Annotated in this window: 19 protein-coding genes; 9 read left to right on the plus strand and 10 right to left on the minus strand. The window is 59.6% G+C overall.

Going from position 1 to position 23,003, the window contains the following annotated elements:
• Positions 1 to 266: 266 nt before the first annotated feature.
• The 6 genes from ISP19_RS04200 to ISP19_RS04225 all read right to left on the minus strand — a co-directional run bounded on the left by ISP19_RS04200 (position 267) and on the right by ISP19_RS04225 (position 7,300).
• Positions 267 to 1,736 (minus strand): asparagine synthase-related protein, encoded by a 1,470-nt coding sequence (locus tag ISP19_RS04200; protein WP_204680097.1) that lies wholly within the window; start codon positions 1,734 to 1,736, stop codon positions 267 to 269.
• Between the two features lie 72 nt (positions 1,737 to 1,808).
• A complete protein-coding gene (locus ISP19_RS04205; RefSeq protein ID WP_204680098.1) occupies positions 1,809 to 3,269 on the minus strand; it encodes an FAD-dependent oxidoreductase in 1,461 nt (486 codons plus the stop codon).
• A gap of 793 nt (positions 3,270 to 4,062) precedes the next feature.
• Positions 4,063 to 4,554, minus strand: a complete 492-nt coding sequence (locus tag ISP19_RS04210) for a TlpA disulfide reductase family protein (RefSeq protein WP_204680099.1) — start codon at positions 4,552 to 4,554, stop codon at positions 4,063 to 4,065.
• 26 nt (positions 4,555 to 4,580) lie between these two features.
• Positions 4,581 to 5,657: a TQO small subunit DoxD gene (locus ISP19_RS04215; protein ID WP_204680100.1), complete on the minus strand. Its 1,077-nt coding sequence runs from the start codon at positions 5,655 to 5,657 to the stop codon at positions 4,581 to 4,583.
• Between the two features lie 41 nt (positions 5,658 to 5,698).
• The gene (locus ISP19_RS04220; protein ID WP_204680101.1) at positions 5,699 to 6,679 is read right to left on the minus strand and encodes a substrate-binding domain-containing protein; all 981 of its coding nucleotides are present in this window, start codon (positions 6,677 to 6,679) and stop codon (positions 5,699 to 5,701) included.
• Positions 6,680 to 6,745: 66 nt separating this feature from the next.
• Entirely contained in the window at positions 6,746 to 7,300 is a 555-nt protein-coding gene (locus ISP19_RS04225) for a DsrE family protein (protein WP_204680102.1), read from the minus strand.
• 133 nt (positions 7,301 to 7,433) lie between these two features.
• Between ISP19_RS04225 and ISP19_RS04230 the strand changes: the two genes are divergently transcribed.
• From ISP19_RS04230 to ISP19_RS04245, 4 genes are all read left to right on the plus strand, one after another.
• Complete coding sequence (locus ISP19_RS04230) at positions 7,434 to 8,321, plus strand: LysR family transcriptional regulator (RefSeq protein ID WP_204680103.1); 888 nt, start codon at positions 7,434 to 7,436, stop codon at positions 8,319 to 8,321.
• Positions 8,322 to 8,605: 284 nt separating this feature from the next.
• Entirely contained in the window at positions 8,606 to 9,964 is a 1,359-nt protein-coding gene (locus tag ISP19_RS04235) for an alginate export family protein (RefSeq protein ID WP_204680104.1), read from the plus strand.
• Positions 9,965 to 10,119: 155 nt separating this feature from the next.
• Positions 10,120 to 11,313, plus strand: coding sequence for an aminotransferase class V-fold PLP-dependent enzyme (locus tag ISP19_RS04240; RefSeq protein ID WP_204680105.1), 1,194 nt, complete (start codon positions 10,120 to 10,122; stop codon positions 11,311 to 11,313).
• Positions 11,314 to 11,394: 81 nt separating this feature from the next.
• Positions 11,395 to 12,720 (plus strand): NAD(P)/FAD-dependent oxidoreductase, encoded by a 1,326-nt coding sequence (locus ISP19_RS04245; protein WP_204680106.1) that lies wholly within the window; start codon positions 11,395 to 11,397, stop codon positions 12,718 to 12,720.
• Positions 12,721 to 12,889: 169 nt separating this feature from the next.
• On the opposite strand, the gene ISP19_RS04250 is transcribed toward ISP19_RS04245, so the two are convergent.
• The 3 genes from ISP19_RS04250 to ISP19_RS04260 all read right to left on the minus strand — a co-directional run bounded on the left by ISP19_RS04250 (position 12,890) and on the right by ISP19_RS04260 (position 17,325).
• Positions 12,890 to 14,986 (minus strand): phosphocholine-specific phospholipase C, encoded by a 2,097-nt coding sequence (locus tag ISP19_RS04250; protein ID WP_204680107.1) that lies wholly within the window; start codon positions 14,984 to 14,986, stop codon positions 12,890 to 12,892.
• A gap of 670 nt (positions 14,987 to 15,656) precedes the next feature.
• A complete protein-coding gene (locus ISP19_RS04255) occupies positions 15,657 to 16,988 on the minus strand; it encodes an MFS transporter (protein WP_204680108.1) in 1,332 nt (443 codons plus the stop codon).
• A gap of 73 nt (positions 16,989 to 17,061) precedes the next feature.
• Positions 17,062 to 17,325, minus strand: a complete 264-nt coding sequence (locus ISP19_RS04260) for a hypothetical protein (RefSeq protein WP_204680109.1) — start codon at positions 17,323 to 17,325, stop codon at positions 17,062 to 17,064.
• Here ISP19_RS04260 and cyoA point away from each other — a divergent pair.
• The 5 genes from cyoA (at position 17,324) to ISP19_RS04285 (ending at position 22,235) form a co-directional block, all read left to right on the plus strand.
• A complete protein-coding gene (cyoA, locus tag ISP19_RS04265) occupies positions 17,324 to 18,289 on the plus strand; it encodes a ubiquinol oxidase subunit II (RefSeq protein ID WP_204680110.1) in 966 nt (321 codons plus the stop codon). The two genes, ISP19_RS04260 and cyoA, sit on opposite strands and share 2 nt — an antisense overlap.
• 43 nt (positions 18,290 to 18,332) lie before the next feature.
• A complete protein-coding gene (gene cyoB, locus ISP19_RS04270; protein WP_204680223.1) occupies positions 18,333 to 20,300 on the plus strand; it encodes a cytochrome o ubiquinol oxidase subunit I in 1,968 nt (655 codons plus the stop codon).
• Positions 20,293 to 20,922, plus strand: coding sequence for a cytochrome o ubiquinol oxidase subunit III (cyoC, locus tag ISP19_RS04275; RefSeq protein ID WP_204680111.1), 630 nt, complete (start codon positions 20,293 to 20,295; stop codon positions 20,920 to 20,922). The genes cyoB and cyoC overlap by 8 nt, the downstream gene beginning before the upstream one ends.
• Positions 20,919 to 21,314 carry a cytochrome o ubiquinol oxidase subunit IV gene (gene cyoD, locus ISP19_RS04280; RefSeq protein ID WP_204680112.1) on the plus strand — a complete coding sequence of 132 codons (396 nt, stop codon included), beginning with the start codon at positions 20,919 to 20,921 and terminating at the stop codon, positions 21,312 to 21,314. Before cyoC ends, cyoD begins: the two co-directional genes overlap by 4 nt.
• A gap of 132 nt (positions 21,315 to 21,446) precedes the next feature.
• Positions 21,447 to 22,235, plus strand: a complete 789-nt coding sequence (locus ISP19_RS04285) for an SURF1 family protein (RefSeq protein WP_204680113.1) — start codon at positions 21,447 to 21,449, stop codon at positions 22,233 to 22,235.
• Positions 22,236 to 22,286: 51 nt separating this feature from the next.
• Here ISP19_RS04285 and ISP19_RS04290 read toward each other — a convergent pair whose 3' ends face one another.
• Positions 22,287 to 22,904 (minus strand): TetR/AcrR family transcriptional regulator, encoded by a 618-nt coding sequence (locus ISP19_RS04290; protein WP_204680114.1) that lies wholly within the window; start codon positions 22,902 to 22,904, stop codon positions 22,287 to 22,289.
• Between the last annotated feature and the right edge of the window lie 99 nt (positions 22,905 to 23,003).

A 23,003-nucleotide genomic window follows, 5' to 3' on the forward strand; every position in this document is an offset into this window, starting at 1 on the left:
CAAGATTGGCCCCTCACCTCGGTCCTCTCTCCCACAGGGACTAGCTTTGCGTCGCCCGGAGGGGAGAGGAGGAAAAGCGTCGGCGCTACGGATCTCTCACTCATGCCGTAACAGCTCCCTCTCCCCTTCGGGGAGAGGGCTGGGGTGAGGGGCTGCGCTTGCCTCGAACTTCATGACTACAACGTGATGTTTCTCTAGATGCTCACGCTGCGCATCAACATCATCGCAAGATTGGCCCCTCACCTCGGTCCCTTCTCCCACAGGGACTAGCTTTGCGTCGCCCGGAGGGGAGAGGAAGAAAAGCGTTGGTGTTTCAGCAACCACGGCAGCGTTACCGCCAGCAGATAAAACTTCGAAGCAAAGAATTTGTTGTCCAGGTACCGGCGATGATCTTCCAACCATTCTGGCGCACCTGGAAGCAGCGCCCGCGCCTGCAAGGCGAAGTCATGCACCTGCTCAAAGCGCTGCCTCGCCAGCCCCAACACATCAAAGCGAAACGAGCCCTTGGACTCCACATAGGGCAGTTGCTGAAAGCGCTGCTCAATATGCCGGCGCATCAGAATCTTGTTCAAGCTGCCGGGCCCCATCAGGCGATCATCCGGAACGTGATGAAAGATCCACTCGCAAAGCTGCTGATCACAATAAGGATAAGCCAGGCGCGAGCCGGTCGCCGCCGCGACGTACATGCCTTTGGCGAATCCCGCCGCCTCCAGCACGACCAGCACGATGCGCCGCACCGCCTCGGCTGACTTCGCCGCTTCGATATCGTCGCGGAACGCTTCCACGCGTTGGTGCGAATGCGCCGATACGTTCCAGCCAAGGAGTCCATCGACTTCGGCGTCGCTGAAACGCGAGCCGGGGAAGTAGCGCTCGAATGCGTTCATCTGCAAGGTGCCAAGCGCAAAGCAAAGCTTGAAGCTGCGGCTGATCGGTGATCGCTTCAGCCATGCGCCTGGTATGCGCAGGCTTCTTGCCAGCAGAATCAGCAGGTAGTCGCGCAGATGCAGCGGCGCGCCGAAGTACGGGTCCACGCCCAAGGCATCGATGATGCCATCACCTTGATGGTGCGCGATCTCGGTGACCAGGTCCGCATAAGACAGGGTGGCGAAGTCGGCGGTCAGCAAGGGGATGCGCGGCGCCAGGGCCAGGTAGCGATCGTAGGCTCGGCCGGGATCGCACACCATTCGCTCATGACGCAGGCCCAGTCGATGTGCCACGAATCGCGCGGACTCGACTTCATTCTCTTCCTTGCCGCCCAGGTAGGTAATGCAGGTGGTATCCGGGCGTACATCCGCGGCGGCGATGGCCAGCGAGGTGGAGTCCTTGCCGCCGCTTTGCAGAAACCAGGGATGCTTCACATCAGCGGTGCAACGCTGCACGGCCTGGGCGAGCAGCCGGTGGTAGGTGCGCAGCAGGATCTTGTCGGTGACGGCGTCCGCAGGTGGCCGGGAGGTTGCCGCATCCGACTGGTAGGCAAAGTGAAAGTGCGGCTCGCTACCCGGCTCACCTTGCAAGGTAAAGCCGGTCACCAGATTTTTCACGTCCCGATAGATGGTGTGCGGCGGGTAAACAAAGCCGTTGCGCAACAGATCGGCGAGCGAGACGCGGTCGATGGCATCACCGGATGCGTGGCGCCGTTGCAGGGCGGAAAAATCCACGGCGCCGGCATAAGGGCTGGTATAGAGATAAGTCTCTGTTGATGCCGGTTGCGGCCGTTCAAGCAGCGGCGCATTCATACAACCACCCACGTACGATAGATTTGCGATGCGATCACGCAGGGCCAACAGCGGCGGACCATGCATGCGCTGCTAAATCCAGCTACGGATGGACGCGCGCGCATGCCTATTCATGGATTGCACAAGTTCAAGGGGCATGGCGCGATGAGTGTCCGCCAGCGTGTGATCCAGGCGCAGCGGCGGGAGTGGAGGCAAGGCCGCCTTCAGTGTGGCGACCGCAACATCCGCCGATATGCGGCGTGGATCGGGACAATCGTGCAGCAAGTGTTCGAGCAATTGATTCTGCGCACGGCCGCGCTCATACGCATAGGCATAAGGCAGTAGCGTGAACGTCACCATGCGGTAGCGCGACATGAAGTAGTCGGGTGCCCACTGAGTCAGCCGGGAGCTGAGTTCGAGCTTGGCGACATAATGGGGATCGGCGACCGAGTCGCGCATCTCCACATAGTTTTCCAGCGTCATGGCCGCGATCGCGTCGGTGTTGGGCTTGCGAATGTGCTGGAACTGCGCAAACGCGTCGGCGGTACGGCGGCCGCAATTTGCCAGCAGGTCGGCCAGTACGACCGTGTCTTCAAAACCGCAGTTCATGCCCTGGCCGTGGAACGGCGCGATGGCATGTGCGGCATCGCCGACCAGCACCGCCCGCCCATCGATGTGCCAGCGATCGAGATAAAGCGTGGTCAGTGTGCCGACCGGATGGCCGTCGTAATCGTCGGCAAAGCGCGGCATCAGCGGATACAGATCGGGAAAGTCCCGGCGGAAAAACGCGCTGCAGGTGGTGGCATCGGGCAGTGTGTCGAAACTGGGATGCGGTCCCTGCAGCGGCAGGAACAGGGTGACGTTGAAACTCCCCGCGATATTCGGCGTGGCGATGGACATATAGCCACCACGCGGCCAGATGTGCAGGGCATGTGGCTCGATGGCGAAGCGGTTGTTGCGCGCGGCGGCGGGGATTTCCAGCTCCTTGTAGCCATGGCCGAGCGGTTCGACACCGATGCCAAGCGGCTGGTAAAGGTGCATCGCTGCACGCAGGGCCGAGCCGGCCCCGTCGGCGCCGATCAGCAAGCTGGCGTCGTGTTGACGCTGCACGTTGTTTTCGTCAAGCAGCGTGATGCGTTGTGCATCGATGTCGGCAGCCGTCAACGCCTGCCCGAAGTGAAACCGGGCGCCCGCCGCTACCGCCGCATCCACCAGCAGCGTGTTGAGCCCATTACGTGAAATGGACCAGATCACTTCGCTATCGTCGAGGCCATAGCGCTGCAGGCCGGCCGCGCCGCCCAACGGATGCACCATGCGGCCGCGCATCATCACCGACTTCAGCAAGGCATGCTCGGCGAGCCCTGCGATACGCAGCGCCTGCATGCCGCGCTCGGCGATGGCCATGTTGATCGTACGGCCGCGAACGAAGCGGATACGCCGCGGATCGGGACGCTTTTCAAAGACGTCTACCGCGAAACCGCGTTTGGCCAAAAGTCGGGCCAACAGCGCGCCCACCAATCCCCCGCCAATCAAGACAACGCTTTGCCTGGTCATGCTGGTTCCTTCATGCAGCCGTCAACAGGGCGGTTTGGCTGCCGAGAGTCTCAACGCGTGATCAAAATAGATAAATGGCTCGTCCAATAACCGGTTTAATCCGGAGATTGCCAAGACGCTTTCTTGAAGAAATCTGCGCGTCGTAAATCGCCATTTATAGCCGTGCGTATTTGCGCGCCGTGGATGTGCATGAGCCGTAGAAATGATGTGAATCGATCACTTCGTCATAAGCTGCGTTTGGGCGATGTTTATGTTTTCTGTGCGTTGAGTGCGTCTTGAGGCGGCTCAGTGCATGTTTTGCAAGAAATTAACTTCGTAACTTTTCTGCCACATGCAGACAGTGGACGCATGCGCCGATGCATGAATTGTCTTTGTCGATGCGTCATGGTTTGAATGACAGATCGGTGTGACTGTTGTTGAGGTGGCCACGTCAAACATTGTTGATGCAAGGCCGGTGGATGGCTGATAACGAAACGCTGCTCTCTTGCCTGATGCGTATTCATGTTTTTGCTCGTCGTCCCGGCGAAGGCCGGGACCCAGTGCCTTGGGTGTTGCGACGACGCTGGGTCCCGGCCTCCGCCGGGACGACGGTGAGGCGGTTTGAAAAGTTGAGGTTCGCTTTGATGGCTCATTTTTTTATGAGTCATCAATTAAAGCTGCGTGCATATCGACATTGACTCGCACAGGTCGCGGTTGCCGGGAAAACCAAAATAAAAACGCCCAGTGGATGCGGGTTTAATCGCGCCATGGCAGGCATTTGACGTTTTGTGGAGTTGTGTTTGTGCTCGGTGACTCAAGGCTTTGAATCAAGCCCGTAAGCTTGAACGAGTGAAGCCAGCTCGCGGTCGTTGAGCGGACCTTCCTGGCGGAATACGATCTTCCCATCGCGATCAACCAGGACGGTTGTCGGCACGACAGCGATGCCGCCAAACAACTTGTCCAACTGCCCCGACGAATCCCACGACTGCGGATAGGTGACGTGCGACAAGGCCGCGACGGCGGCGACCTGGTTTGGATCGTCATACGGCAACGCGACACCCACGATGTTCAGTCCGGATGCACCGTAACGTATTGAAGCTTTCTCAAGCACAGGCATTTCCGCCAGGCATGCCGCGCAATCGGTCGACCAGAAGTTGAGCAGCACAAAGCGCCCATGCCATGCCGCCGACGGAAGCGGCTTACCGTCCAGCCCGGTAAGCGGAAGCTGATGCCAAGGCTGCACACGATGGACATGGGGCAGGGTCAGATACGTCAACGCGAAGACCGCCATGATCAAAGGGATCATGGCGGCCGAGCTGCATCGAAAGGGTTTCATTGGAGCGTCAGCGGGAGCGTCCACGAGCGGCCATTCACTGAGGTCAGCTGCAAGGTGTAGCGTCCCGGCACCAGCGTCGTTGCGTTGACATCAGCCGGCAGGGCCACGGTGGCCATGGAGCCAATCGGTCCGACCAGGCCAAACGGTCCGGTGTGGATCTTTTGATAGTCGTAATTGTTGTGGAAGGCCTGCTTCGGCAGTTTGGCCAGTTGTTCGGCCGTCCAGGTTTTCGCGACCGCGCCGTCACTGTTCGAAAGGGTGGCGCGCACGACATTCGATGGCGCTTCCGGCGTACCTGCATCGACATAGGCCTTGAACGTGACGGCTCCTTGCGATGTGAGCTGACCTTCACTGAGCGACCAGTGGTGCGCGGTGGGGCTTACCGGGCCACCATGGAATGGCGTGTACACGGAGCCGCGGAAGTAGCTGTAGGTGCCGACGATGAAGATCACGCTGACGGCCAACAGAATGCCGCTCAATTTGGTGAAAGCCCGTTCGCTGATCGGCAGTGGCGCATCCCCGCCAAGCCACTTGAACCAATCTGCTTCAGCAAGGCGCGGACGAGTGCGTGCCAGCCAGCTGTCTACCGACCAGGCGCCACCACCGGCAAGCAGCAAGGTTACGCCCATGCCGAAATTGCAAGCGGCCATGGTCCACTCATCGATGCAGGTCGCACCCTGCCAACCGAACAACAACATCAGGACGAACGACAAACCGATGGTGCTGGCTGCAGCCAACCGGGTTAGCGTACCGGTGATCAACATCAGTCCGGCAAGCAGTTCCACGGCGCTGAATACGATCACGCCGGTGTACAGCCATACGAAGTGCTGCAGCAGCCAGGACACCACGTGGTCCATGCCGAACAACGCGCCCGGCATCGCGGTTTGGAACTTGTATGCCATCCAATGTGGCGCATGCGGATTCAGCTTGGATGGCGCGTAGAAGAAGCGACGCGAACCGCCACCCCAATAGATCCAGCCCTGGACGAAGCGGACCGCGACAAGTGCGATGGCTGCCAGACGCCACGCTTGCTGGAAGCCGGCATTCTGTTTGATTGTGAGAGACGTGTTCATAAGAGTCACCCTGATAGATGGTTCGTGCCGCCGTTTTCGCCTTACGAACCCGACTGCGATGCGACGTAAGGTTTGAAACCGTAGTGTTCAAAAATGGCCAGTCCTTCCTTTGACTGGATGAAGTTCAACCAGCGTTGTGCTGCCTGCGCATGTGGAGCGTCCTTGACGATCGCGCCGGCGTAGATGGCCGTGGTGTTCTGGTTCGCAGGAATGTCGACGTGACTGATCGGGTGACCGGCCTGCTCCTGGAACACGGCTTCCGATTGCCAGGTCACACCTGCATCGGCACGGCCTTGCATGATCCACAGCGGCGTCTGACGGTGATGGATATGCGTCAGTTCCGTCGAACCTTGCGTCACCTTGGTGTCGTACACCTGCGTTTCGAGGGTCTTGCCGCCCGCCTTCTGCAGCGACGCCTCGATCTGGCGCGCAATACCTTCAAACGCAGGGTTGGGCATGGCCAGCTTGATGCTTGGCTTGCTCAAGTCGGACAGCCCTTCGATGTGCATGGGATTGCCGGCAGCCACCATGATGGTCAACGTGTTGGTGGCATAGGGCACGGCAGGTGCCTGCAGCAGGCCCGCATCCACCTGCTTCTGTACGGCTTTGAGGCCGGCGAGATAGACATCGGGTTTGACGGTCCAGGTCATGTTGCCGACGGTCACCGTTCCGCCCGCCTGAATCTGCTTCACCAGTAGTCCTGGCGGAATCGTTTCCCAATACAAACGTCCCTTGTATTCGGGATATTTGGCTTCGAACGCCTTGACCAGCGGCGCCATCGCAAAGAAGTAGTTGCCGCCGACGTAAAGCGCCAAGGCGGGATGATCGGGATTGCCGTGAAAATCCGCGAGATTGTCGGCATCCGGCACCGTGAATTCGAAACCGCGATTGACGGCATCGTTATTCTGGCCGTGTTGCCAGGGCGGACTTACGTCCGGTGTGTTGGCGGTCTGGGCGCTCGCGACACTGACCGCGCCAATAAGCGCCAGGGCCACCGCAATAACAGTAGGTTTCATAGACATGTGCCTCTCCTAAGGGGTACCTCTGAGGTACCCCTTGCCAAGATTTCCGTTGAGAAAATCGATGCCTTACATCTGCATCAGGCCATAGCCTTGATGTTCGAGCGTCGTGATGGTGGTCAGCGCGGACAAGGACAGCGTGACATGCGGATCGACCCATCCGTACTGGAATTGATGCTCGGCAACCGCCTGGCCGCAAACCGCGACATCCACGCCGGCCGCACGCAGCTTGGCGATAAGCGGAAGATTCGGATTGGGGATGCCGTAGGCAGCGCGATATTGCGCATCATTGAGAACCAGCGGCGTAGCGGCGCCGGCGGCCACCGCGACAAACTTCAGGTGATCCAGCGGAACACCTGCCGCGACATATAGGTTCACGGTGCGCGCGACGTGATCGAGTGAAGGATTGACCTGATCGGGCGATTTCGCACCCTGGGTCAGTGAAAACACAATCTTGTAGGTCTGGTCCGCGACGGGTTTATAGGCGGCGTTGGGAAGATAGTGAATCTTGCCGTAGCCGGCAATCGTGGGGGTGGCCCAGAAACCGGCGGGCTGGTCAGCCGCGACGGCCGCGACGGACATCATCAGGCCAGCGGCTGCGACGAGTAGGGAAAGACGGCGCATGACATAAACTCCTCTTCAAATGCGATGACTGCGGAAGACGATGACGTGCGCCTTCCGGGCGGAGCAAAGTGTGAGCGCCGGGCATGCATAGATCTAATACAATTAGCCGAAGCCACTCATATATAAAATGCATATGAACCTCCATCACCTGGCTGTCTTCAATGCGATCGCCGAAACGGGCAGCATCTCTGCCGCTGCGCAACGGCTATATATCTCCCAGCCGGCCTTGTCCCGTGAAATCAAGGATTTCGAGGCGCGCTTGGGCGTCACGCTGTTCGAGCGCCTGCCGCGCGGCATGCGCATGACCCATGCCGGCGAAGTGCTGCACGAATATGCGGCGCGCTTGTTCGATATCTCGCGCACCGCCGAAGCGGCCATGCGGGAAATCGCCGATGCGCGCATGGGTCACCTGTCGATCGGCGCCAGCAATACCAACGGTACCTACGTGCTGCCGCAGCGATTGGCGGTGTTTCGCCGCGCCAACCCGGGCGTGCGCATCACCATGTTTGTCGGCAATACCGAGCAGATTTCCCAAGGCGTTGCGGATATGCGCTTCACCCTTGGCTTTATCGAAGGTCCCCTGCATGTGAGCGGACTGGTGGCCGAACAGTTCCAAAAGGACGAACTGGTGCCGGTGGTGGCCGCACACCATGAACTGCTGAACAAGAAGCGCTTGCTGGCGACCGACATCAACGGCCAGCCGCTGCTGATGCGCGAAAAGGGCTCCGGTACCCGTGAACTGATTACCGAAACGCTGGATGCCAACGACGTCCAGCAGGGCAGCGTGATGGAATTTGGCAATACCGAGGCGTTGAAGCAGGCCGCCATGCACGGCGGCGGTATCGCCTGGCTGCCGCGCATCAGCATCAGCAAGGAGCTGGACGAGGGCAGCCTGGAGGTGCTTCCCATCAAGCGCCTGATGATTCAGCGTCCGCTGAGCATTATCCGGCGTGCCAACGCGCATTTGGGGCCCACGAGTGAGGCGTTTCTCAAGACGCTACGCGCCAGTCTCGACACGTGACGCCGTAGCGCGACGCGAGGCTATAAGAGCGGATGGGCCGTCCAAACGCATCCATGCATTTCATGCATGCATGACGTCAAAATCATGTATTGGATATATATGAGATAAGACATCACCATCTCTGCAACAGGCCGCAGGAATGCCTGCGCGGCTCAAGAAGCGGAGCAGCGGTTTGCGCTCCCTGCTTCTACTGCAATGCAGAGGGATGTCTTATGTCACCGATCAAAAAACAGCGGCAGCGTGAGCTGCCCGCCAGATGGTTACGCCCTTTTTTGGGCGGCCTTATGTTTCTAGCCGGACTGACGCTGGCAACGAGTCTGTTCGCCGCCGCTCCCGAGTCAGCGCAGAGTGGCGAAGGCGGCTTCGCGACGCAGTCTTACGATGATGACTTTTCGTATCTGTGCGGCCAGAAAACCTATAAATGTGTCGAGGATGGCCATGGAGGCTATATCTCCTTCGGCGGTCGTATTCGCGAACAAGTGCTGGAAGGACGCCCGGATGATTTTGGATTGCTGGGTTCCAAGCGCATCAACGCCACGCTTTTGCATCGCTTGCTGGTGCATGCCGATTGGCATATCCGACCTGGACTGCGATTGTTTGTAGAACTCGGCAATCATCTTGAGGCGGGGCGCCCTGGCGGGCCGCGGCCTACGGACAAGGATTTGCTGGATTTCCAGCAGGCTTTTATCGATTACCGGTTCATGGATAACGACAGCGGGCGCTGGACATGGCGTTTTGGCCGCCAGCAAATCACCCTCGGCAGCTATCGGCTCGTCGCGCCGCGCGACAACGCCAATATCCTGATCACCTTTGACGGCAATGTGGTTCAGTGGCAACGCGATGCGTGGACGGTACGTGCGCTGGAGCTTCGGCCTGTCCTCAACAAGCCGGGTTACTTCGACGACGGCAATGATCCGACGCAACGCTTGTGGGGTGTTTACGCGACGCGGAATGCCATAGGTCCGTATAGCTCGGTGGATCTGTATTGGCTCGGCTTCGACAATGCCGACGGCAAGATCTACAAACTGCAAGGCGACGATCACCGCGAAAGTTACGGCACCCGGTTCTTCGGCGCGACGCCGCACTGGGACTACGATATTGAGCCGATTATCCAGCGCGGCGATTTTGCCGATCATCCGATCAAGGCCTGGGCCTTTTTCTCCACCAGTGGCTACACCCTTCGCGATCTTCCTTTCATGCCACGCATCGGCTTGCGGTCCGACTACGCCAGCGGCAGCCACCATCCCGGTGATGGAACGACCACCACCTTCCATCCGCTGATCGGGCCAGCGCCGCTGCTGACCGACGCCAACCTCAATACCGCAGCCAATCTCATCGACGTGGATCCATCCGTGGACTTTCATCTCACGGACAAGCTGACCGTCGGCGCGCATTATGTGGAGCTGTGGCGGGCCAGTCGGGAGGATGCTTTCTATGGCAGGGGCCTGATCCCCATCATTCCCGGCAACGCATCCCGCGCACAGCACATCGGCTCATACCATCGCCTTACCACGGGCTATGAATTCAATGATTACGTGAGCCTCGACCTGGACCTTACGCATTTTGAGCAAGGTGCGTTTGCCCGGGCTGGCCATGCGCTGGCTGGAAATTACGTCACTATCACGACCTATATCCAGTTCTGAATTGGCGGGTGCGAGATCCATCTTTTCATCGCCGGCAGCCGCCTGGCGAACATATGCATTTCATCTATACCTAGCTTCGACTAATTGTATTGGCGATATGCATTCGCCAGGGTCATGCTTCGCTGCGTCCCCTACCGCTTAATCAGGCCACCGCCATGCATTATCTCGACAACGCCGCGACATCCTGGCCGAAACCGGAAACGGTCTACGAAACCATGGATCAGGGTTTTCGTCAGTTCCTCAGCGCGAAAAGAGGTACTTCCCAGACGTCGCGTCACGGGGCCGCGACGCTTGATACAGCGAGGCAGGCATTGGCTGATCTGCTTAATGTGTCCAATCCGTCACGCGTTGTCTTCACGGGTGGGTGCACGCAATCGCTCAACCTCGCGATCCAGGCGTTTCCCTGGAAGCCCGGCGACGGCATCGTGATAAGCGCGCTTGAGCACAACGCGATGTCACGGCCGGTGCGGAAAATGGTGCGTGAAAAACAGCTCGAGCTGCACGTGGTGCCGTACACCGACGATGAGCCATTCTCACTGACTGCCTACGAACAACTGTTGCGGACCAAGCCCAACATCCGGCTGGTCGCGACGATGCACGCAAGCAATGTGATCGGCTCGATCCTCCCGGTGGAAGAGATCGGCCGCCTCGCCAAGCAATACGGCAAGTATTACCTGCTCGACGCCGCCCAGACTGCGGGAGCGCTTCCCGTTGATGCGAAACGATTCAACGCAGACCTGATTGCGCTGCCTGCGCACAAGTCGCTCTATGGTCCGCCTGGGGTTGGTGCGCTCTACGTCGGCGAAGACGTGCCGCTGCAAACGTTTATGGAAGGTGGTACGGGCGGTGACTCGGGCGAGCTTGCCGTCCAGCTTGTCGTGCCGGACATGTTTGAAGTTGGGACGATCCCCATGCCGCAGATCCGTGCGATGGCAGCGGGAGCGCGGTGGGTGATGGAAACCGGCGTCGATACGATCCGCCGGCATGAGACGCGGCTGCTCCAACACCTGCTGGACGAATTGAAAACGCTGCCGGAGGTGATCGTCTACGGCCACACTGATGTTGAACAGAAGACGCCGGTGGTCTCGTTCAATCTGATCGGCCAGTCGCCCAAATCCGTGGGAGAGCTGCTGTTTGACCGATACGACATCGCCCTGCGCGCCGGCTTCCATTGCGCACCGATGGCGCATCAAGCGATTGGGACATTGCCTATCGGTGGCACGATCCGGGCCAGCTTGGGGTATTACACGACCATCGAAGACGTCGATGCGCTGCTCGAAGCCCTGCGGGAGATCACCAGTGCCACGCATCGCGTGGGTGACAAAGATCCCGTGATAACTCGGTTTTAGCTATAGGCCTGACATCATTTCCCCGCACTCAGCCGGTTGCTGATACACGGATCGTTGCGCCTGGAGGCGCTTAAACAGGTTATGCATCGAATAGTCATAGTAGGGGGCGGTGCGGGTGGTCTGGAGTTGGCGACGCGCCTGGGAAACCGGTACGGTCGACGGCAACGAAAGAAGACGGATGTTTCGATCACCCTGGTCGATCGGCAGGCGGAACATCTCTGGAAGCCACTGCTGCATGAGGTTGCGGCGGGCACCATGGATCCTCTGGTTCATGCCATCGGTTACGCAGCGCAAGCGTACTGGCATGGGTTCGAATTTTGCCAAGGCTCGCTGAGCGGACTTGACCGATCGGCGCGGACCATCCAGCTGGGCGAAGTGGTCGACGACAGCGGCCAGCAAATTTTCCCACCTCGCACGCTGAGCTACGACACGCTGGTCATCGCCGTTGGCAGCGTCACCAACTTCTTCGGTGTCGAGGGTGCGAAAGAGCACACCTTCGCGCTGGACACCGTTCAAGATGCCGAGCGCTTTAGAAGGGCGCTGATTGCCACCTGTGCCCGCGCCGAACGCGTTGGCCAGAGCGACGGCGCCAAGCGCGTCAGGATCGCGATTGTTGGTGGTGGCGCCACCGGTGTCGAGCTGGCTGCCGAGCTTCGGCAAACGGCGCACGTGCTGTCCGTTTATGGACTGCATGGTCTGGACCCCATCCATGACATCGACATCACGGTGGTCGAAGCCGGGCCGCGCATCCTCAATACGTTGCCGGAGCGAGTGTCCACTGCCGCGGCCGAGCTGCTGAAAAAGAACAGGATCACTATCGCAGCCAGCCAGCAAGTGGCTGAAGTGGTTCCCGATGGCCTCAGGACAAAGAGTGGAGGCTTCATTCCGGCCGACTTGATGGTTTGGGCGGCCGGCATCAAGGCATCTCCCTTTCTGGCCACGCTCGATGGCCTATCGGTGGGGAAGCTCGGCCAGCTACTGGTGCGGCCGACACTGCAAACAGAAAACGATGCGAATGTGTTCGCCCTGGGCGACTGCGCACAGTGCCTTTGGCAGGGGCCAAACTCCTGGGTACCGCCGCGCGCGCAGGCTGCTCACCAGCAGGCGTCGTTCCTGATGCATGCGATTGATCTCCGGCTTCGCGATGGCAACGATGCCACCCTGCGAGACTTTCGCTACCGGGACTTTGGTTCGCTGGTCTCGCTCGGTGAATTGGGCGCCGCCGGCAGCTTGATGGGTGGATTGACCGGCGGAAAGATCTTTGTGGACGGCATCCTGGCGAAGCTGATGTATCTATCGCTCTACCGCATGCACACCGTTGCGCTGCATGGCTGGTGGCACACCATGATCGAGATTGCGGCCAACCTGCTGCGCAGATCGATTTCGCCGAAGGTGAAGCTGCATTAGGTATGGCAGAGACCGTTGTACGTGTCGTAGCGGCGGCTTCGGGTTGAGTCATCCGGCCACAGACTGGACTCGATCTGACCAAGGTTGAGCGAGTGTGCCAAGGTCATTCGGCCGTAACCGCCGTCATCCAGGAGACGGCGGTGAACGCATGTTGGGTGTTCGCGGCGCCTCAACCAGTGACCGAGGCGCTGCCGTTTTCCAGGTGTCCGGTGTATCGGCGAATCCAGCTGCTATCGCCGCTGATGGTTATCGTGAAGTCGTACCAGCCCTGCGTATTGGCCACCGCGGAGAAATACGTGTCGACGGTCGCGCCTGCCGCGACGGCGTAGGTCCATGGACCTTCGGTGGTGTAGTTGTTGGCGGTGATGGTGAAGGTGACCGACTCGCTGCCGGCATTGGCAAGGGCGAAATAAATCGCCAGCTGGCCGGATACCGGATCGTTGGCATACGAGGAAGTAATGCTGCAATTCTTGCCGGCGTTATTCAGATCGCCGGTAAACCGGCGCAGAAAGCGGTTGGGGCCAATCACCGTGAGGTCGTAACTGCCGCTGCCATAACCGGTGCCGACATTGAAGAAGTCGGTGACCGAACCATTGCTGCCGTTGCTGTACGGGCTCACCGTGTATTGCCACGGGCCGCCGCTGCGATAGGCATTGGCGTAGATCGCCATGGCTACCGCGCGTGTTGCGATGGCACCGACGTTGAGCATCTCGATCCAGATCAGGATCTGGCCGTCCGAGCCGTACTGGATCGATGAGATATTGGCGTCCGGCTGATAGGGCAGGGCGCACGCTGTACGGGTACCGGCTTCCTGCTGCGGCAGGCTGTTGGAGGCGTTGCTGTCGCTTGGGTTGGGTAGCGGATCGCAGGTAAGCGTGCGATTGATGGTAGTGGTCGCCGCGGGGAGGTTGGTCGGCAGGCCGTAAACGGGATCGGCGAAGTTGAACGCGCCGGTGAGATTGCCGCTCACCTGCCGCCGCCACGCGCTGATGTACGAGCATATGGCTGGCGTGCCCAAGGCGGTGGTCCAGGTTTCGAGAAACTGGATCACCGAGGTGTGATCGTAGACTTGCGAATCCACGATGCCGCCACGCGTCCACGGCGAGCAGATGATCATTGGTACGCGGAAGCCCATGCCGATCGGCTGGGTGATGCCATCCTCGGTAATGAATTCGTCGGCGGTGCCGCCGGGCGGGATCGGCGGCGGAACGTGGTCGAAGAAGCCGTCGTTTTCGTCGTAGTTGAGAATCAACACCGTGGAATTGAGCACCTCCGTATTCGCGGCAAGCGCCTGCAAGACCAGGTTGATGAAGTACGCGCCGTTGTCAGGCGGTGCATCGGGATGTTCGGAGTAATCCTGGCTGGCCACCACCCAGCTCACTTGCGGCAGCGTACCGTTGACGACGTCGTTCTGGATCGCAGCGGCGATGTCGTTCGGGGTGGAACCGCTCACATCCGGCACCGACGCCATGCCTTGTTGATACAGCGGGCTGGATGTCGATGCGTCGGCAAACTGCGTGAAATAAGCCAGGCCGTTGTCGCCGAAATTGTCGGAGGCGTTCTGGTACACCTTCCAGTTCACGCCGGCGGCTTGCAGTTCTTCGGCATAGGTCTCCCATGTGAGTCCGGATTCCGAGCCGCCATCGTAGGCGGGGCCGCCATTCTGGCCGGTGGGATCGATCATGCCGCCCCAGAGGTAAGTGCGATTGGGGCCGGTGGAGCTGAGGATCGAGCAGAAATAGTGATCGCAGATGGTGTAGGCATCCGCCAGCGCGTAGTGGAACGGAATGTCCTGGCGGGTGAGGTAGCCGAGCGTGCGCACGCTGGCCTTGGCCAACACCCAGGAATCCATTTTCCCGTTATTCCACGCGCCATGTTGAGTCAGCCACGAATGATCGAGATTGCCATCACATTGCGTGATGATTTCGCTGCTCTGGCCCGACGCGGGCGACGTTGTGTTGAACGCCCATGGATATTGGCGCGATGTGCCGTTGGGCTGGTCAAACACCGAATAGCCGCCCGAAAGCGTGATGCCTGCTTTGTCACCAAAACCGCGCACGCCTTGAAGCGTTCCGAAGTAATGATCAAAGCTGCGATTCTCCTGCATGAGAATCACCACGTGCCTGATGTCGGTGATGGATCCGGTGGTTTCAGTTGTTGCCGCTTGTGCGGGCTTGAATGCACCGCCAACGGTGTATCCGGTCATCCCCAGGGCAGCAGCCTTGATTGACAGCGAAAGAAATTTACGGCGATTCATCTCTATCATGGGATTCTCGCGCTTAAATTTTTTGTCGGTCGCGCGAAGATAGGTGTGTTCTATGCACGTTTTGTGACGTCGACATGTCGCTGTGAAATTTTTTTGCTTTCACGCGAAGTGCACATTTATCTTTATTGTGCATGTCATCACGATGCGACGTCATTCCGCGAATGCGGAAATGATGTTATCGATAAGCATTGGATCTCTTTCGCGACGGGGAACCTTGTTGCTAATGCTTTTTTAGGGGTGCTCTAGGGCCTGTTAGCACTATTGGCGCGGGCCACGCCAATAGTGCTAACAGGCCCTAATTTATTCGATGTCTGTCCTGCTCGGTCAGAAATCTCAGGTGCGCCACGGCCGTCATGCCCGCGAAAGCGGGCGTCCATTTTTAAGGACGCACCAGAGCAAGGTGGATGCCCGCTTTCGCGGGCATGACGGCCGTGAGGGGTGGAATAAATCAGAGGTTACCTAGCTGGTGTACGTGCGTAATCAGTGCGTATGTACGAAAGAGTTGTTCATCGGCGTGTGGCGGCGATGTTGATCGATTTGCTGCGGACGGAGACATCCATCGCGACGACGGCGTGGATGGGGCGCGCGACTATTTTGCGATGATCCGCGAAGGGCTCGCCAAGGATGCCGATGGCGACGTGGATGCGGCGGTGCAACGGAACAAGCGTGCTTATTCGCGCTCAGCCAGCGCGCGATTGACGCGCAGTGCGATCAAGGTGCACGCGACACCGGAAAGCAGATACACGCTCACCGCGACGAGGCCGAAGCGCGAAGACAGGCCCAACGCCACCAGCGGCGCGAAGGCGGCGCCGATCAGCCAGGCAAAGTCGGATGTCAGCGCGGCGCCGGTATAGCGCAGGTGAATTTCGAAGTTCGAGGTGACGCTGCCGGCTGCTTGTCCGTACGACAAGCCGAGCAACAGGAATCCCACCAGGATGAAGGTATCTTGGGCAAGCTTGTTGCCGCCCAGCAGCAAGGGCGCAAACAGTGCAAAGACACCAATCAGCACCGCGGCAGTTCCCAGCATGGTGCGCCGGCCGATGCGGTCCGCGATGATGCCCGAGGCAATGATGCCAAGGATGCCGACGACCGCGCCGGCGATCTGCACGGTGAGCACTTGATTGATGGACTGCGTGGTGCCCAGCGAAATCCAGGAGAGCGGGAAGATCGACACCAGATGGAACAGCGCATAGCTGGCCAGGGCCGCGAACGCACCGAGGAAGATGTTGTAGCCCTGGCGTTGCAGCATGTCGAAAATGCCGATCGGCTCGAGTGCGCGCTCTTCCATGGCGTGCGTGTATTCCTCCGTCACCACCAGTCGCAGACGCGCGAACAGCGCCACGACGTTGATGGCGAAGGCGACGAAGAACGGATAGCGCCAACCCCAGTCGATGAAATCCTGGTGGTTGAGTTGCGTATGCAGGAACAGGAACAGGGCGCTGGCGATCATGAAGCCGATCGGCGCGCTGAGCTGCCCAAGCATCGCGTACCAGCCGCGCCGCTCCGGTGGCGTGTTGAGAGCAAGCAGCGAGGGCAGGCCGTCCCACGATCCGCCCAGTGCAATGCCTTGCAGAATGCGGAAGAAAGCAAGCAGGCCGATCGCCCAACTGCCGATGATGGTGTATCCGGGCAGGAAGGCCATGCCCGCGGTAGAGCTGCCGAGCAGGAACAAGGCAATGGTGAGCTTGGTGCCGCGGCTCCAGCGCCGCTGGAACGACATGAACAGCGTGGTGCCGATCGGACGCGCGATAAACGCCAGCGAGAAGATCGCGAACGCCAGCAGCATGGCGTCCAGCGGGCTTTCGAAGGGGAAGAACACCGCCGGAAAGACCAGCACGCAGGCGATGCCGAACACGAAGAAGTCGAAATACTCGGAGGTTCTGCCGATCACCACACCGATCGCGATTTCGCCGGGCGCCAGCTTGGCGTGGGCTTGGATACGGCCGATATCTTCCGGGCTGAAGCCGGCTGGTTTGCGCGGGTCCTCAAACGTCGTCGACATCGTCGTTACTCGGTCAAGGTAGGGTGCGGCGGGCACAGCATGGCACTGTCGCGGCGTCATGGCTAGAGCGATGTCACATTGAGCACAAGCGTGACGGTTCGATGGCATCCCTCATACGGGGGAGGGCAAAAAACCGCGTCGCCGCACGATCATGTTTCAATTTCGTACGCCTGAAAGCGTTATTTCGCTCGCTGCCGCCCTCTGCGAGCACGATGCTGAGGCTGATGCTGCAAATGAATTCGATCAGACCAATTGCACGTGGCCCGCTGTTCGGCGTACCTTGTTTACACAAGCAGTACCCCTTTCCCTTTTCAGTTGCGTCGCCGGTAATGTCCATGAAGGCTTTCCGAAGACTGCTCCTGCTTGGCCTTATCCCGCTGTCGGGATGCCATAGCGTGCTGATGTCGCCCTCCGGCGATCTGGCGCTGCAGCAGCGCAACCTGATCATCGACTCGCTGATCCTGATGCTGTTGATCGTGGTGCCGGTGATTTTGATGGCCTTGCTGTTCGCCTGGCATTACCGGGCCTCCAACAAGAAGGCGCATTACGATCCGGAGTGGAGTCATTCCACCATGCTGGAGCTGCTGATCTGGTCGGCGCCACTGCTGATCATCATTGCGCTCGGCGCGCTCACCTGGGTCAGTGCGCACAAGCTCGATCCGTTCCGTCCGCTGGATCGTCTGGCGGCCGGCAAGCCGGTACCGGTGGACGCCAAGCCGCTGGAAGTGGATGTGGTGGCACTGGACTGGAAATGGTTGTTCATCTACCCCGAGCAGAACATGGCGGTGGTGAATGAGCTGGCCGCGCCGGTGGATCGGCCGATCCGGTTCAGGATCACTGCTTCGAGCGTGATGAATTCCTTCTTCATTCCGGCGATGGCAGGCCAGATCTATGCCATGCCCGGGATGGTGACCGAGCTTCATGCGGTGATCAACAAGCCGGGAGAGTTCGACGGCTTTTCGGCGAACTTCAGCGGCGATGGCTTCAATCACATGACCTTTGTCTTCCACGGCCTGAGTGATGACGACTTCGCGCAGTGGGTGCAGAAGGTGAAGGCAGGTGGCGGCGAACTGAGCCGTGACGAATATGTGAAGCTGGCCCAGCCGAGTGAGCAGGTGCCGGTGCACTACTACGAAGGCGTGGCGCCGGGCCTGTTCATGGCCATCCTCGGCAATTGCGTGCCGGCTGGCAGCACCTGTGTGGATAACAGGGCCGCGGGTACAGCCGTCGAGGAAGGAGCCATGAACTCAGGCCACGATTCGAACGGCACGGCAGCCATGCCAATGGCCACAACACAGTGAACGGGTGTCCACGATGTCTTTGCATCCCGACCTTACCCAACTGATCTTCGGCCGCCTGACGTGGCATGAGATCCTGCCCGAACCCATCGTGGTGGGCACGTTCATCGTCGTGGCACTGGGCGGACTGGCCCTGCTGGCTGTCATCACTTACTTCAAACTCTGGGGTTATCTCTGGCGCGAGTGGTTCACCAGCATCGATCACAAGAAGATCGGCGTCATGTACATCATCCTTGGCCTGGTGATGTTGCTGCGCGGTTTTTCCGACGCCATCATGATGCGCGCGCAACAGGCGATCTCATTCGGTCACAACGTAGGCTATCTGCCGCCGGACCACTACGACCAGATCTTCACCGCGCACGGCGTGATCATGATCTTCTTCGTCGCCATGCCGCTGGTGACGGGCATGATGAATTTCGTGATGCCCTTGCAGATCGGCGCGCGCGATGTGGCGTTTCCGTTCCTCAATAATTTCAGTTTCTGGATGACCGTATCCGGTGCCGTGCTGGTGATGATGTCGCTGTTTGTCGGCGAATTCGCGCGCACCGGCTGGCTGGCGTATCCGCCGTTGTCCGGCATCGTGTCCAGTCCGGATGCGGGGGTGGATTACTACATCTGGGCCTTGCAGATTGCCGGCGTCGGGACCTTGTTATCCGGCGTGAATCTGCTCACTACCATCATCAAGATGCGTGCGCCGGGCATGACCCTTATGCGCATGCCGGTGTTCACCTGGACCGCGCTGTGCACCAATGTGCTGATCGTGGCGGCGTTCCCGGTGCTTACGGTGGCGCTGGCGATGCTGGCGCTGGATCGCTACGCCGGCACCAATTTCTTCACCACCGTGCTTGGCGGCAACGCCATGATGTATGTGAACCTGATCTGGATCTGGGGTCATCCGGAGGTTTACATCCTGATCCTGCCGGCGTTCGGCATTTTTTCAGAGGTCACTGCTACCTTCTCCCAAAAACGTCTGTTCGGTTACGCATCGATGGTGTACGCGACCGTGGTGATCACGGTGCTGTCCTATCTGGTGTGGCTGCATCACTTCTTCACGATGGGATCGGGCGCCAGCGTCAACTCGTTCTTCGGCATCACCACGATGATCATTTCGATCCCGACGGGTGCGAAGATCTTCAACTGGCTGTTCACCATGTTTCGCGGCCGCATTACCTTCGAAGTGCCGATGCTGTGGACGGTGGGCTTTATCGTGACCTTCGCCATCGGCGGCATGACCGGTGTGCTGCTGGCGGTGCCGCCGGCGGATTTCTCGCTGCATAACAGCCTGTTCCTGATCGCGCATTTCCATAACGTGATCATCGGCGGCGTCTTGTTTGGCTTGTTCGCCGGGATCAACTACTGGTTCCCGAAGGCGTTCGGCTTCAAGCTCGATCCGTTCTGGGGCAAGTGCTCGTTCTGGTTCTGGCTGATCGGTTTCTACTTCGCCTTCATGCCGCTGTACGTGCTGGGCTTGATGGGCGTCACGCGCCGGTTGAGCCACTTCGATGATCCATCGCTGCAGATCTGGTTCGAGCTGGCGGCGTTTGGCGCGTTCCTGATTCTGCTGGGCATCTTCAGCATGCTGATCCAGTTTGCGGTCAGCTTCATGCGGCGCGAGCAGTTGCGCGACAAGACCGGCGATCCCTGGAACGGGCGCACGCTGGAATGGTCCACGTCCTCGCCACCGCCGAAGTACAACTTCGCTTTCACCCCGCTGGTGCACGACATCGATGCGTGGTGGCAGATGAAGCAGCATCGCTACCAGCGGCCGCTGGGTGGCTTCCGCTCGATCCATATGCCGAAGAACACGGGGGCGGGCATCATCATGGCCGGCTTCGCCACAGTGTTCGGTTTCGCGATGATCTGGTACATGTGGCCGCTGGCGATCATCTCGTTCGTGGCGCTGCTCGCCACAGCCATCGGGCATACCTTCAATTACCAGCGCGACTACTACCTCCCGACGGAAGAAGTGGCGCAGGCCGAGGCATCCCGCACGGAGCTGCTCGCCCATGTCTGATACCACCATGACCATGAGCGGCTCTCCCGAGCCACTGAAGTTCCATGTGGAAGGCGAGCATCATGTCGAAAACGGCACGCTGCTCGGCTTCTGGCTCTATCTGATGAGCGACTGCCTGGTCTTCGCCTGTCTGTTCGCGGCGTACGGCGTGCTTGGCCGTGATTACGCGGGTGGCCCATCGGCCGCGCAGGTGCTGGAGTTGCCGGTGGTGGCGATCAATACCACCTTGCTGCTGCTCTCCTCGATTACCTATGGGTTCGCCGTGCTGGAAATGCAGCAGAACCGCAGCGGACCGATGATGGGCTGGCTGGTGATTACCGGTCTGCTTGGTGCGAGCTTCATCGGCTTGGAGCTGACCGAGTTCTCACACCTGGTGTCGATCGGTGCGGGGCCGCAGCGCAGTGCTTTCCTTTCCTCATTCTTCACCCTGGTCGGTACGCATGGGTTGCACGTCACGTGCGGGTTGATCTGGCTGGTGGTACTGATGGTACAGGTCAGCAAGAAAGGGCTGATTCCGGCCAACAAGCGCCGCCTGATGTGCCTGTCGATGTTCTGGCACTTCCTGGACGTGGTGTGGGTGGGTGTTTTCAGCTTCGTCTATCTGATGGGAGTGCTGCCATGAGCGAGCATGCCGAAGCGCAGCATGGCCACGACGAGCATGACGAACACGACGGCGTCAGCGCCGTTCATGCCACGATGAAAGGCTATCTGACCGGCTTCGGGCTGGCCTCGTTGCTGACCCTGATCCCGTTCTGGCTGGTGATGAGTGGAGCGTTTGCCAAGTCCGGTCCGGCTGATGCGTTGATCCTGTTGCTGGCGGGGATTCAGATCATCGTGCACATGGTCTACTTCCTGCACATGAACACCAAATCGGAAGGCGGCTGGAACATGCTGGCGCTGGTGTTCACCATCGTACTGGTGGTGATTACCTTGAGCGGATCGATCTGGATCATGTTCCATCTCAACGACAACATGATGCCGTCGTTGATGCAGAATCCAGCCAACCTGCCTTGACGTGCAGGTTGGTTGCGCCGGATTTGATCCGCGGGTAATCCGACAAATTTCCGGGAAACGAGCGGGCATGGTTGGGCACGCTGCGCCAACCTGTCCCAGCTACGCACTCGCGGCTCATGCGATCATTGACGTATGTCCTCCGCCAATTTCCCCCCTCCAGACGTCGCGCGCGGTCCACGTGGCCCGGTTGCATTGATCCTGTTCGCACTTTTGGGCCTGTGCCTGTTCGTCGGCTTCATCGAACTGGGCAACTGGCAGGTACGGCGCCTGGCCTGGAAGCGCGATTTGATTACGCGAGTGGACCAGCGCGTGCACGCGCCGCCGGTTGCGCCGCCTGCGCCCGATCAATGGGCAAAAGTGAATGCGCAGGATGACGAGTATCGGCATGTGCGCGTCACCGGCGAGTTTCTGCATGATCGCCAGACCTTGATCTGGGCGGCTTCCGACGAAGGCAGCGGTTATTTTGTGATGACGCCGTTGCGGATGGCGGATGGTTCCATCGTGCTGATCAATCGCGGCTTTGCGCCGGAAGACTGGTGCGGACGTGATGGTCACTGCACGCCGGGTCCATCCGGGCAGACCACGATCACCGGTTTGCTGCGCATGTCCGAGCCGTCATCGTTCCTGCGCCGCAACGATCCGGCGCGCAACAGCTGGTATACGCGCGATGTGCCGGCGATTGCTGCCGCACGTGGGTTGACCCGCGTCGCGCCTTATTTCATCGACGTGGATGCTGCGCCGGCCGCCGCCGGAAGTACCGGACATACATGGCCGGAAGGCGGTACCACGGTGATCAACTTCCCCAACAACCATCTCAGCTACCTGATTACCTGGTACCTGCTGGCCTTGATGACGCTGGGCGGCGGCATTTACGTCGGCTATGACGAATACAAGCTTCGTCGCTCTTCGAAGCAGGTTTGATGGTGATGCGGGATTTCAGCGCGACATCGCCAGTCTGGCGAGTTGCCAGGCTCAGGCCTGCGCGCCAAAAAATGTCCGGCTGAAAATCGTTCCCAGCAGTGCTTCGGCTGCCGCATCCGGCAGCTCGTTCGGCATGCTCGTGTTGAAGTACAGGATGCCGTCGATCAGGGCCATGCTGGCCAGTGCGAGATCGGGTGCCGGTCCCGGCAGCGGCATTTTCATGCGCTTGCAGAACTGCAGGATGAAGTAGGCAATCACATCGCGTTTTTCCAGGCACAGCGCATTCAGGCGCTGGCGGAATTTGGCATCCCGCACCGAGTGCAGGCGTGCCTCGGCCCAGATCACGTAGCTGGTGTGGTCCCGGTAGGCCTGGGCATAGAACAGGGTGAGCTGCTTTTGCAGATCCTCGCTGGACATGTCGGCGTCGAGCAGCCTTTGCAGATCTTCCTGGATGCTCTGGTGATCGCGCTTGAGCAACTCGATGAACAGGTCCGTCTTGCTCTTGAAGTTCGAATAGAACGCGCCCCGGGTGTAGCCGGCCTGGGCGGCGATGTCTTCAACGCTGGTGGCCGCCAGGCCTTTCTTGGCAATGCTGACCGCTGCCGCGTCGAGCAGGCGCAGGCGGGTCTGTTCGCGGCTTTCTTCCCGGGTCAATCGTTTGCGTGGCATGCGCCATCGTACCACGACGGATGGCCTATGTATTTTGATTCGACATTGAATTCAAATACAACACTGTATTAGAGTTCGTGACTGTATTAGCGGGGCAGG

Origin of the sequence: Dyella flava (assembly GCF_016904955.1) — a bacterium.
Taxonomy (GTDB): Bacteria; Pseudomonadota; Gammaproteobacteria; order Xanthomonadales; family Rhodanobacteraceae; genus Dyella_B; species Dyella_B flava.

Excerpts from the sequence above, each read along its gene's own strand:
- ISP19_RS04200 (WP_204680097.1), bottom strand. The coding sequence starts at position 1,736 with ATGAATGCGCCGCTGCTTGAACGGCCGCAACCGGCATCAACAGAGACT.
- ISP19_RS04205 (WP_204680098.1), bottom strand. The coding sequence starts at position 3,269 with ATGACCAGGCAAAGCGTTGTCTTGATTGGCGGGGGATTGGTGGGCGCG.
- ISP19_RS04210 (WP_204680099.1), bottom strand. The coding sequence starts at position 4,554 with ATGATCCCTTTGATCATGGCGGTCTTCGCGTTGACGTATCTGACCCTG.
- ISP19_RS04215 (WP_204680100.1), bottom strand. The coding sequence starts at position 5,657 with ATGAACACGTCTCTCACAATCAAACAGAATGCCGGCTTCCAGCAAGCG.
- ISP19_RS04220 (WP_204680101.1), bottom strand. The coding sequence starts at position 6,679 with ATGTCTATGAAACCTACTGTTATTGCGGTGGCCCTGGCGCTTATTGGC.
- ISP19_RS04225 (WP_204680102.1), bottom strand. The coding sequence starts at position 7,300 with ATGCGCCGTCTTTCCCTACTCGTCGCAGCCGCTGGCCTGATGATGTCC.
- ISP19_RS04230 (WP_204680103.1), top strand. The coding sequence starts at position 7,434 with ATGAACCTCCATCACCTGGCTGTCTTCAATGCGATCGCCGAAACGGGC.
- ISP19_RS04235 (WP_204680104.1), top strand. The coding sequence starts at position 8,606 with ATGTTTCTAGCCGGACTGACGCTGGCAACGAGTCTGTTCGCCGCCGCT.
- ISP19_RS04240 (WP_204680105.1), top strand. The coding sequence starts at position 10,120 with ATGCATTATCTCGACAACGCCGCGACATCCTGGCCGAAACCGGAAACG.
- ISP19_RS04245 (WP_204680106.1), top strand. The coding sequence starts at position 11,395 with ATGCATCGAATAGTCATAGTAGGGGGCGGTGCGGGTGGTCTGGAGTTG.
- ISP19_RS04250 (WP_204680107.1), bottom strand. The coding sequence starts at position 14,986 with ATGATAGAGATGAATCGCCGTAAATTTCTTTCGCTGTCAATCAAGGCT.
- ISP19_RS04255 (WP_204680108.1), bottom strand. The coding sequence starts at position 16,988 with ATGTCGACGACGTTTGAGGACCCGCGCAAACCAGCCGGCTTCAGCCCG.
- cyoA (WP_204680110.1), top strand. The coding sequence starts at position 17,324 with ATGAAGGCTTTCCGAAGACTGCTCCTGCTTGGCCTTATCCCGCTGTCG.
- ISP19_RS04260 (WP_204680109.1), bottom strand. The coding sequence starts at position 17,325 with ATGGACATTACCGGCGACGCAACTGAAAAGGGAAAGGGGTACTGCTTG.
- cyoC (WP_204680111.1), top strand. The coding sequence starts at position 20,293 with ATGTCTGATACCACCATGACCATGAGCGGCTCTCCCGAGCCACTGAAG.
- cyoD (WP_204680112.1), top strand. The coding sequence starts at position 20,919 with ATGAGCGAGCATGCCGAAGCGCAGCATGGCCACGACGAGCATGACGAA.
- ISP19_RS04285 (WP_204680113.1), top strand. The coding sequence starts at position 21,447 with ATGTCCTCCGCCAATTTCCCCCCTCCAGACGTCGCGCGCGGTCCACGT.
- ISP19_RS04290 (WP_204680114.1), bottom strand. The coding sequence starts at position 22,904 with ATGCCACGCAAACGATTGACCCGGGAAGAAAGCCGCGAACAGACCCGC.